Here is an 11,010-nt window from a genome sequence, read left to right as displayed (position 1 = left end):
GGGGCGCCGTAGGCATAAACGGTCGCGTTAAGTATTTGCCGCTTGCTTGGGCTTGGATGCCCAAAACAAGCTTCCGCAAAAATAGCGACTCCCCGGCGCTTGATTGCGCTCTCCAGGCGGTCGTTAAGCAGTAGTCGGTTAGCAAGGCCGGTCAATGGGTCGTGGTTGGCAAGGTGTTCAAGTTTCTCCTCTGACTGCTTCAAAACGCTGATGTCGGTAAAGACGCCGATATAGTTTCTGATCTCGCCAACCTCATCATGTAGGGTGCTGATGCTGAGCCACTCGGGTGATAGCTCACCGTTTTTATTGCGATTCCAGATCTCACCACTCCAGCAGCCGTGACAGTTGATACTGTTCCACATCTGTTCGTAGAACTCCGCGTCGTGTCGATCTGAGCGTCGCAGGTTGGGCTTCTGGCCGATGACTTCATCCCTTTGGTAACCGGTGATCTCTGAATAGGCGCGATTGATGTCGATGATGTTGAGGTTTGAGTCGGTTATTAATACCGCCTCGGTAGTGCTTTCAAAAACCGTAGGTGATTACGCAACGTACGCAGGACGGTCGGGGCGCCGCAGGCATAAACGGTCGCGTTAAGTTTTTGCCGCTTGCTTGGGCTTGGATGCCCAAAACAAACTCTCGCAAAAATAGCGACTCCCCTATAGTCCGGCCTTACGCATGATCGCAATATTGGGAGCGATCTCTTTCTTCTCAAATATACCCGTGACTTTCGATTGGTCGAGTTGATCGACTAACGAGTAGTCGTTGACACCGGAGAAGATTACGGGGGGTATTGGGAAATAGTTTTGGTAGATGATTTCGTGCAAAGCTGAGGGCGTTATCATCGGTTACATAGATCAGATCGGGACGATAGTTTTCATATTTCTGCGAGAGGTGGCGCAAAATCTCATCGGCATAACCTTCGGAGTAGTGCTGGCGTTTTGTGTCGAGATATTCGGTGGCGTAGGTCGGTTCTTGATTCGACTGGCTCTCAAAGGCCTTAATGAAGCCTGCGTGCTGACGTTTGGTCCAGTTGTACTCCTGGCTGTAGGAGTGGAGGATAAATATAGAGGCTGCCTGGAGAGAGGTGCCCCAGAGGGCGATCACGATTAGCGTGGCTGCCCGTGTGAGACGGCCGGTAAAGAGGGTGGTGCAGAGTGATGTTGTCGTTGAGAGCAATGGGGTGAACCTTAATAAATGTCATCCCTGATTCACTACAGATATTCGAATAATTATGTCAGTTGATAATAGACCAATAGGCTGATGTTATGGAAGACATACCCTGCTTTTGAAAAGGGATAACGCCCAATAAAAAACCCCGTTGGCTGCAAGACCAACGGGTTTTATAGGGTTTCTGCCGATGCGTTATTTGTACATCGACTTTTTGAACATACGATCGATTTTGGCATCGGTATCCATCGAGCGCTTGTTCGCCTCAGCGGCCATCGACTTGGCCTCGTCAGCAGCCATCTTCGCCTCCTGGGCGGCCTTGTTGGCCATCTCAGCCTCATGTTTGGCAGCGGAGGCGTTAACGGCGGCACTCTCGGCAGCGGCAGTCGCCTTCTGCATGTCGGCCTGTAGTGCTTCCATAGTGGCGGTGTTTGCACAGCCTGTCAGGCCGATGGTGGTGCTTAGCGCCAGCAGGCCGAGGACTCGCTTGGTATTCAGGTTCATGCTCTTTTCCCCATTTATTGCATTGTGATGTAGTGATCTCTGCGTCACTGCTGAGGCAAGTATAGCGTCCCTTTGTTGTATGACTCCACACTGGGCGCCATTAGCGGATCTCTATCGGTGTTCCGACCTCGATCCACTCGGCTAGCTGTTCCACCTGCTCATTGGTGAGTGCGATACAGCCGTTGGTCCAGTTGTAGGTGGCATGGATGTCGGGATCGCCCTTGCCGATGCCGTGGATACCGAGGTAACCGCCGAGGCGGGTGCGTTGCGGTGGGGTCTGTCCGGCATCGAGATATTTGCGTATGCGTTGATAGGTGTGTCGGTCGATACGTTTATCGGCCAGGGCCTGATCGACCACTGCGCGGTTGGGGTAGTCAAAGCCGATAAAGAGCTGGAAGGGGGTGTCGCGTGTTATCCAGGCAATCTTGAAATGGCCGAGTGGGGTACGTTTATCAAACCGTACCTTTTCCTGTGTGGTGCCATTGCGTCCGATCGAGATCTGCTCGAGTGTGAGTGGTGTTTTTGTTCCTTCGATGACCTGTAAGGTCAGCTGCTCGGTGTCGATCAGTAGTGAGCGCTGCTCTGCAGCGGCGGGCGCTGAAAAGATGACTAAATAGAGAAGAAGATGGAGTAGGGGATGGGCGTTGAACATGTTGGGTTGCTGTAACTCGGTGCTGCCAGAATGGTGCGGGTCGTCAGACCCGCACCCATAAGCAACGCTAGCGGGTAACAACCCAGAGTGCGTGGATCATGCCCGGTATGACAAACAGTAGGCAGAGCACGATATTGATCAGCAGATCTTTTCCAACACCCTTGTTTAGGAATACGGCAACGGGAGGCAGAAAAACCGCCAGAATGATGTTCAGTAGTTTATTGTCCATTGTTGGCTCCTTGTTTGGTTATTGTTTATATAGCCGATTACTTGAAGAGACCCTTCAGTTTGTCGCCGGTATCGCCCAGTCCCTCTTTGAGCTTGTCGGTGGCACCACCGGCCTGCTCCTGAATCGCGCTGCCGACACCCTTGAGCTGGCTCAGGTCGAGTTTGCCGACGGTGGAGCCGACGCCGTTGGTCAGGCTGGTGAGAATCTTCTCGGCCACCTCGGCTGGTGAGGCGCCGCCACTCTCCTTACCGATATCCTTGAGGTGGATGGTGGGGAGTTTGGTCGAGATCTCCTTGCCGCCGAGCGCCGAGGAGGAGACGGCAACACTGCCGTCACGGATGTAGAGGTTCTCGATAATCAGTTTAACTGCGCTCTCATCACCGCTGCTTTCGGAAGATGCGCTCCCCGATCCCTGTACATTCTTTTTGATCGCGTCGAAGTTATTGCCCTTGTCGCCGAGTTCGTAGTTGATCGCCGGACTGTTGATGGCAATCTCCTTGATCACGATGGTGTCGGTGGTGAGCGAGTTGGGATCGAGCTTGAGTGAGATCTTACCGATTGAGATCGCTTTTTTGTCGGAGAAGCCGGCTGGGTTGGCAATGGAGAGACCGTTCAGTGCGCCCTGTGCATCGGAGAGGCTGATTGCCGCGGAGTCGAGTGCAACCTCGCTCTTGGTGGTTTCAGTACCGACCTGTTCAACTGCTTCTTCGACCAGCTTGTCGAGTGAGCCGACCAATACAACGAAGGCGATGATGGCGAGCACAATGATGGCGAGTAGTGAGATGAGAATTTTTTTCGTGATGAGTCCCTTGCTGTTGTTATTTCAGTGCATGTGGCGTTCTTATCCGCCCATTCTGCTATAGCACGTTCTCAATGGCTACTCTGGAGTGGTGAGATTTAACTCTTGTTTTCACTGTTGGCTGGACCATATTCGTGGCGGCCGAGGCGTAGCCGTTTATAGTTGCGAACCATGATGATCGCCTTGCGAAGGGTTGGAATATCGATGCAATGAACGTGGAGGGCGATGGTGATCGATCTGCCTTGGCCGCTCAGCTCGCCAATCTCGATAAAGTTACGCGCTGCGCCCGCCTGGCCCAGGGTCATCAAGGTGGCGTCCCACACCACATCCTCACCATCGAACCGACCGCTGAAACGGCAACGCAGAGTGGTACCACCCGGTTGCTCGAGCAGGGTGTAGTCACTATCAAGGGGGTGGTGTGTAGTCACAGTCGGGTCGTGTCGTGTCGGTTGGGGGGTGGAATTTGCTATAGTTAACACGCTGTTGCGGTTGAGAAAACCGCTATTTCTAAAGGTTTTACGGATCCTATCCCATGCAGGCACCCAATATCTCCACCGCCATTCCCCAGCGTCGTTTTCAGCTCGGCGACTATAGTGCTGTGGTGTTGGGCAATATCGAGAGTAACGACCCGATGCCCTATCGTTTCATTCTGGCGCTGGTGCCAGAGGGTGCGAAGAAACCGGTGCTCTACGTCATTTCGCAGAAGGCGCGACGAGCCGATGCGGCCAGCGGCTCTCATCAGCTGCGCATCGTTTCGGAAAATCTCGATGAATCGATCAGTGTCTCTGACCTGTGGGGCGATCTCGACGGGTTCACCACCGAAGCGATGCTGGTGACTCGCAAGGCAATGGGGCTAATGGATGAACAGCCCTATCAGATGATGTAACACCGGACGATTGTCGTTATGAACGCTCCACGCGAGCTCTTCTCCTACCGTAAATTCTGGGCGCACCGCTTTGGTGTGGCGCCGCAGTTGCCGATGTCGCGCGCCGAGATGGACGATCTCGGTTGGGATAGCTGTGATGTGATTCTGGTCACCGGTGATGCCTATGTCGATCATCCCAGCTTCGGCATGGCGCTGATTGGGCGACTGCTCGAGGCGCAGGGTTTCCGAGTCGGAATCATTGCCCAGCCCGACTGGACTTCGGCAGAGGCGTTCACAGCGCTGGGCAGGCCCAATCTCTACTTTGGTGTGACCGCCGGCAATATGGATTCGATGGTCAACCGCTACACCTCCGATCGTAAAATTCGCTCCGATGATGCCTACTCACCGGGTGGCGAGGGTGGCAAGCGTCCCGACCGCTCGGTGCTCGCCTATGCACAACGCTGTCGTGAGGCCTTCAAGGGGGTGCCGGTGGTGATTGGCGGGATCGAGGCGAGCCTGCGCCGCATCGCCCACTACGACTACTGGTCCGATACGGTACGTCGCTCGGTGCTGCTCGATACCAAGGCCGACCTACTGCTCTACGGTAATGCCGAGCGGGCGATTGTTGAGCTGACCCACCGTCTCGCCGCAGGTGAGCCGATCCATGAGATTCGTGATCTGCGCGGCTCGGCCTTTGTGCGCAAACGGGTGCCCGATGGCTGGGCCGAGCTCGACTCCTCTGAGGTTGATGAGCCGGGTGCAGTAACGCCGCACCCCAGTCCCTATCGGTCGCAGCCAGCCTGCGAGCAGCAGAGTAATCCGGTGGTCCACTCGCTACGTGAATTGAGTCGCGAGCAGCGTGAACAGGTGGTGGTGCGAATGCCCTCATTTGAGCAGGTGAAGGCCGATCCGGTGCTCTACGCCCACGCCTCACGTGTCTTCCATCTCGAGACCAATCCCGGTAATGCGCGACCGTTGGTGCAGCGCCACGGCGAACGTGAGGTGTGGCTTAATCCGCCGCCGGTTCCATTGGCGACAAAAGAGCTCGACCAGATCTATGAGCTTCCCTACACACGCAAACCGCACACCCGCTACGGCAAGGCGAAGCTGCCCGCCTACGAGATGATCCGTTTCTCGATCAATATCATGCGTGGCTGTTTTGGCGGCTGTACCTTCTGCTCCATCACCGAGCATGAGGGGCGCATTATTCAGGATCGCTCCGAGCAGTCGATCCTCAACGAGATTGAAACGATTCGCGACACCGTGCCCGGCTTTTCAGGTCACATCTCCGACCTGGGTGGACCGACCGCCAATATGTGGCGTCTGCACTGTAAGGACGAGAAGATTGAGGCTGCCTGCCGTCGCCTCTCCTGTGTCTATCCCGATATCTGCAAAAACATGGGCACCGATCAACGCCCACTGATTCAGCTCTATCGCAAGGCGCGCAAACTGCCCGGGATCAAAAAGGTCTTCGTCGCCTCGGGACTGCGTTACGACCTGGCGGTGCAGACCCCGGAGTATGTGCGCGAGCTGGTGCAGCACCACGTTGGCGGCTATCTGAAGATCGCGCCCGAACATACCGAGCAGGGGCCGCTGAGCCACATGATGAAGCCGGGTATCGGCAGCTACGAGCGCTTCAAGGCGATGTTCGAAAAGTTCTCTCAGGAGGCGGGTAAGGAGCAGTATCTAATTCCCTACTTCATCTCCGCCCACCCTGGCACGACTGATGAGGATATGTTGCAGCTGGCACTGTGGTTGAAACAGAACGGTTTCCGCCTCGATCAGGTGCAGAATTTCCTGCCGACGCCGCTGGCGATCGCCTCGGCGATGTACCACTCAGGAAAAAACCCGCTCAAGCGTGTCCACCGCAAGGGTGGCGTCGTTTCGGTCGCAACCGGATTGAAACAGAGGCGTCTGCACAAAGCGTTTCTGCGTTATCACGATGCACACAACTGGCCGCAGCTGCGACATGCGCTCAAACAGATGGGTCGTGGCGATCTGATCGGTAACGGTAAACGTCATCTGGTACCCGCCTGGCAGCCGGAGGAGACGGGGCTCGATATCGATGGTCGACCGCTCAAGCAGGGTGGGGCACGTAAGTCGAAGCCGAAGCAGAAACAGGGCGAATCGAAGGCGCTGGGACAGAAGCGTGAGGCGAAGCCGGGTCGCTCGAAGAAGACCTCTCGCCAGCCGGCACGGCGTCGACGTAGTCGCTAAATAATCCCACTCTCCACAGCCTGTTTTTCATTGCTCCATTCCCATTGTGCTATCGGTGCTATCTTCTGATTGAAGGGCTGCGGCAGGCGCGTTAGGCTCGGTGCTTAATTGGGTGCAGGTGGTGAAAGGGTCAATGGTATACATCGAAGGGAAACTCCCCGATACATGCAGTACAACGCTCTCAGATCGAGAGCGCTGTCTGGAGCGTCTGACAGCGGGGCGCAGTGACGAGGAGTCTGCGCTCATCGCACTTGCCTTCGATATGGCCGAGAAGGCGCACGCGGGGCAGACCCGTATCTCAGGTGAGCCCTATCTGACCCACGTGATTGGTGTGGCCGACATTCTGGTCGGGCTGAAGATGGATCACGAGTCGATCGCCGTCGCGCTGCTGCACGATACCGTTGAAGATACCGAGCTGACGCTGGAGGAGATTGAAGAGGCGTGCGGTTCGAGTGTCGCGCATCTGGTCGATGGCGTGACCAAGATGAAGGTGATGAGCGCCTATAAGGAACTGCAGGAAGAAGAGGGGCGCAAACGCCGCGAGAGCATTCATGCCGAGAGTCAGCGCAAGATGCTGCTGGCGATGGCCGAGGATGTACGGGTGGTGCTGATCAAACTCGCCGATCGCCTCTATAACATGCGTACCCTGAAACATCTGCGTGCCGATAAGCAGCGCCGCATTGCCAGCGAGACGATGGATATCTATGCACCGCTCGCCAACCGCCTCGGCATCTGGCAGGTGAAGTGGGAGCTGGAAGATCTCTCGCTGCGCTACCTCAAACCGGAGACCTATAAAGAGATCGCCCAATCGCTTGATGAACGGCGCGTTGATCGCGAGCGCTTTATCGATGATGTGGTCGAGCGGCTGCGTAGTGAGTTGCAAACAGCGGATATCAAGGGTGATGTAAAGGGGCGCCCCAAACATATCTTCAGTATCTGGAAAAAGATGCGTCGCAAGGGGCTCGGTTTTCACGAACTCTATGATGTACGTGCGGTACGTATCCTGGTTGAGAGTGTTACCGACTGTTATCACGTGCTGGGTATCGTCCATACCCTCTGGTCCCACATTCCCAAGGAGTTCGATGACTACATCGCCACGCCGAAGGAGAACCAGTACCAGTCGATCCATACCGCAGTCGTCGGCCCGATGGGTAAGACGCTCGAGGTACAGATCCGAACCCACGATATGGAGAAACATGCCGAGCTGGGTGTGGCGGCCCACTGGCGTTACAAGGAGGGCGGCGCACACGATCGCAGCTTTGAGCAGAAAGTAGCGTGGCTGCGCCAGCTGCTGGAGTGGAAGGATGAGGAGTCTGATGCGGGTGACTTTATCGACCGTTTCAAGTCGGAGGCGTTTCAGGATCGAATCTATGTGCTCAGTCCCGATGGCATGATTGTCGATCTGCCTCACGGGGCGACACCGCTCGATTTCGCCTATCACATCCACACCATGGTTGGTCATCGCTGCAGAGGAGCCAAGGTCGATGGCCGCATCGTACCGATCACCTACAATCTGCAGAGCGGTGAGGGGGTCGAAATACTCACCGGCAAGCATCCCGCACCGAGTCGTGACTGGCTCAGTCCACATCTGGGTTATCTGAAATCATCCCGTGCCCGTGCCAAGGTGCGCCACTGGTTTAACGAGCAGGATCAGCAACAGAATCTCGATGATGGTCGTACGTTGCTGGAACGAGAACTGCGTCGACTCGGTTGCAGTGACCTACCGCTGGAGCGGTTCGTAGAACACTTTCATAAAAATGGTATCGACGAACTGTTGATCGATATCGGTCGCAGCACTATTAGTACCGCGCAGATATCGAGTGCCATCCATCACCTCACCGAACCCGAGCCCAATGATGAGGAGGCGCAGGAGGCGTTGCTCACCAAGCATCGTCGTGAGGGTGATAAGGGGGGTGATATTAGTATCAGTGGTGTTGGCAATCTAATGACCAGCATGGCGCGCTGCTGTAAACCGGCGCCGGGCGATGACATTGTCGGATATATCACTCGCGGGCGCGGCGTCACCATCCATCGTACCGACTGCACCAATATGCTCAATCTGAAGGATGAAGATCAGGGGCGAGTTATCGAGGTCGCCTGGGCTGGATGGGAACGCAACACCTATCCGGTCGACATCCAGATCGAGGCGATCGACCGGCCCGCACTGCTCAAAGATATCACTACCGTTCTCGCCAATGAGCATGCCAACGTTCTGGCGATGAATACCCTTACCGACACCAAAAAGAACAGCGCACTGATGAAGCTGACCATCGAGATTGCCGATACCGATCAGCTCAGTCGTGTAGTCGGACGACTCAGTCAGCTACCCAATGTGCTTGAGGCGCGTCGCAGCGTTTAAATAGAAAACTGCTTTACACGATCCTTCTTCGTGACTCGGGGAGTCGCTATTTTTGCGGAAGCTTCTTCGTCGTTCGCTCGCGCTCTCAACTACGAATAGGCAGACGGCGTCGACTATCGAGGACTAACCGCCCTCACTTCGCTCTCCATGGCGGTCAGCGCTGGTTGGGTGGAGATGCATTGGGTCCTTTTGGCGAACTCGGCCGTATCAGTTACGGTGCCCACACTATCACTTCGGTTTGAATGTTAGAGCTGACTCTCAATAGACGAAAAAAAGCCGTGATCAGCGTTCAACTGATCACGGCTTTTTTATGCCCGATGGATAGATTGGTGTGGGGCGGGTCCAGCTATTTCTTGGTCCAGAATTCGTCAGCCAGTTCGCGCAGCCCATTGGCAAGCCCCGCCATGGTCATGCTTGCCTCTTCGGCATCGCGTGAACCCTGCATGTTGTTCTCAGCGGTATCGCGGATGGTGGTGATGCTGCGGTTGATCTCCTCGGCAACGGCGCTCTGCTCTTCAACGGCTGAGGCGATGGTCATGCTCATGTCGTTGATCTTGTCGACAGAGCCCGCGATGGTCTCAAGTGACTGTGCCGCAGTGGTGGCCTGTTCAACGCTGTGTACCGCCTGTTCGCGACTCTTCGACATCACGCTGACCGCTTCACTCGTGCCTGCCTGCAGCTTCTCAATCATCGACTGAATCTCTTCGGTGGCACCGTTGGTACGGCTGGCGAGAGTACGAACCTCATCGGCAACCACTGCAAAACCACGGCCCTGCTCACCGGCGCGGGCCGCCTCAATTGCGGCGTTGAGTGCCAGTAGGTTGGTCTGTTCAGCGACGCCCTGAATGACATCGACGATGGAGCTGATCTCATTGCTGTTGGTCTCTACATTGGCGATGACGCTGGAGGCACGTTCGATCTCCTGTGCCAGATTACCGATTGAACTGGATGCCGACTGCACGACACTACGACCGTTATTTGACTCAGACATCGCCTCTCTGGCGGCATCAGCGGTGAGCTGTGCGTTGCTTGAGACCTCGTGGATACTGGCGGTCATCTCGTTGATGGCGGTGGCGACCTGATCGGTCTCCGAGTACTGCTGCTGGATGCCCTGGGTGGTGATCTCTACCGTGGCGGCGAGACTCTCGGCACCCGTTGAGAGTTTCTTCGAATCGTCTGAGATACGCCCGACGATTCCACCCGTCTCGGAACCGAGTGCTTTCATTGCCAATAGCAGAGCACCGGCATCGTCATTGCGTCCGGTGTAGATGTGACGGGCAATCGGGTTGTCAGTTACGGAGCGCGCCTTATCAACGGCGGCCTTGATTGGGTTGAGAGTGATCAGCGCTGCGATAGAACTGAAGATCGTGGTAGCGACAATCATCGCGATAGTCGCAATCATATCGACCTTAAGGATGACAGAGACCAGTAGAATACTTGCCAGGAGTGCCACGCTGATAGCCGCAATGACCTTGCTGCCGGTGCTCAGTTTCGAAGGCTTGATACTACTGGGAACCTTGCCTTCTGATAGCTGCGCATAGACCTTCTCGGCCCGCGCGACGTGTTCGCGGTCGGGTTTCTGGCGCACCGATTGGTATTCGATGGTGCTGCCGTTACTTCTGATCGGGGTGACGTAGGCATCAACCCAGTAGTGGTCACCGTTCTTACAGCGGTTTTTGACGATGCCCATCCATGAGTTACCACCCTTGACGGTATTCCAGAGATCATCAAAGGCAGCGGACGGCATCTCGGGGTGGCGCACGACGTTGTGATTCTTGCCGGTCAGCTCATCGGGCTCAAAGCCACTGATCGCCAGAAAATCATCATTGAAATAGCTGATCGCACCCTTCAGATCAGTTGTTGAAAGAATGTTGGCTGTAGCGGCGTATTCGCGCTCAACGTTGCTGATGGGAAGATTCTTTTTCATTATCGTCGCTCCAGACAGATGTTATGCACAGCGTGTGCGTCGTGCTTACTACCTATTAGTGAGTAGTTAATATAGGACTATTCCTACTATATGTGTAGGTTATCGTCCTACGGCCAATAATCTTTACAAATTATTTCTTTCAACAAAATCAAAACACTTGTTTGAATTGTGAATTACGGAGTGTTTTGGCTGTCGCTGACCGCCATGGATAGCGAAGCGAAGGCGGTTAGTCCGCGATAGTCGACGCCGTCTGCATATTCGTAGTTGAGAGCGCGAGCGAACGACGAAGAA

The 11,010-nt window shown here is 55.3% G+C and carries 10 protein-coding genes and 1 pseudogene; 3 read left to right on the top strand and 8 right to left on the bottom strand.

Going from position 1 to position 11,010, the window contains the following annotated elements:
* The 7 genes and pseudogenes from BOW52_RS15645 to BOW52_RS15615 all read right to left on the bottom strand — a co-directional run.
* A pseudogene (locus BOW52_RS15645) lies at positions 1–521 on the bottom strand (PAS domain-containing protein); the annotation flags it as partial.
* Positions 522–708: 187 nt separating this feature from the next.
* A complete protein-coding gene (locus BOW52_RS15640; RefSeq protein ID WP_078485014.1) occupies positions 709–1,176 on the bottom strand; it encodes a hypothetical protein in 468 nt (155 codons plus the stop codon).
* A 186-nt stretch (positions 1,177–1,362) separates the two neighbouring features.
* Positions 1,363–1,671 (bottom strand): Lpp/OprI family alanine-zipper lipoprotein, encoded by a 309-nt coding sequence (locus BOW52_RS15635; RefSeq protein WP_078485013.1) that lies wholly within the window; start codon positions 1,669–1,671, stop codon positions 1,363–1,365.
* A gap of 100 nt (positions 1,672–1,771) precedes the next feature.
* Positions 1,772–2,323: a L,D-transpeptidase family protein gene (locus tag BOW52_RS15630; RefSeq protein WP_078485012.1), complete on the bottom strand. Its 552-nt coding sequence runs from the start codon at positions 2,321–2,323 to the stop codon at positions 1,772–1,774.
* Between the two features lie 67 nt (positions 2,324–2,390).
* Positions 2,391–2,552 (bottom strand): YqaE/Pmp3 family membrane protein, encoded by a 162-nt coding sequence (locus tag BOW52_RS15625; protein WP_078485011.1) that lies wholly within the window; start codon positions 2,550–2,552, stop codon positions 2,391–2,393.
* A gap of 37 nt (positions 2,553–2,589) precedes the next feature.
* Positions 2,590–3,336, bottom strand: a complete 747-nt coding sequence (locus BOW52_RS15620; protein ID WP_269087672.1) for a DUF748 domain-containing protein — start codon at positions 3,334–3,336, stop codon at positions 2,590–2,592.
* Positions 3,337–3,449: 113 nt separating this feature from the next.
* Positions 3,450–3,779 (bottom strand): hypothetical protein, encoded by a 330-nt coding sequence (locus BOW52_RS15615; protein WP_078485009.1) that lies wholly within the window; start codon positions 3,777–3,779, stop codon positions 3,450–3,452.
* 104 nt (positions 3,780–3,883) lie between these two features.
* Here BOW52_RS15615 and BOW52_RS15610 point away from each other — a divergent pair, with 104 nt between their 5' ends.
* The 3 genes from BOW52_RS15610 (at position 3,884) to relA (ending at position 8,792) form a co-directional block, all read left to right on the top strand.
* Positions 3,884–4,237, top strand: a complete 354-nt coding sequence (locus BOW52_RS15610) for a hypothetical protein (protein WP_078485008.1) — start codon at positions 3,884–3,886, stop codon at positions 4,235–4,237.
* 18 nt (positions 4,238–4,255) lie between these two features.
* Positions 4,256–6,433 carry a YgiQ family radical SAM protein gene (locus tag BOW52_RS15605; protein WP_078485007.1) on the top strand — a complete coding sequence of 726 codons (2,178 nt, stop codon included), beginning with the start codon at positions 4,256–4,258 and terminating at the stop codon, positions 6,431–6,433.
* 133 nt (positions 6,434–6,566) lie between these two features.
* Positions 6,567–8,792 carry a GTP diphosphokinase gene (relA, locus tag BOW52_RS15600; protein ID WP_078485006.1) on the top strand — a complete coding sequence of 742 codons (2,226 nt, stop codon included), beginning with the start codon at positions 6,567–6,569 and terminating at the stop codon, positions 8,790–8,792.
* 346 nt (positions 8,793–9,138) lie between these two features.
* Here relA and BOW52_RS15595 read toward each other — a convergent pair whose 3' ends face one another.
* Positions 9,139–10,719 (bottom strand): methyl-accepting chemotaxis protein, encoded by a 1,581-nt coding sequence (locus BOW52_RS15595; protein ID WP_078485005.1) that lies wholly within the window; start codon positions 10,717–10,719, stop codon positions 9,139–9,141.
* Between the last annotated feature and the right edge of the window lie 291 nt (positions 10,720–11,010).

It is taken from the genome of Solemya pervernicosa gill symbiont, from assembly GCF_002020875.1.
Lineage (GTDB): Bacteria > Pseudomonadota > Gammaproteobacteria.
The sequence above is the reverse complement of the archived record's forward strand: the minus strand, read 5'-3'. Positions and strand labels throughout refer to the sequence as shown.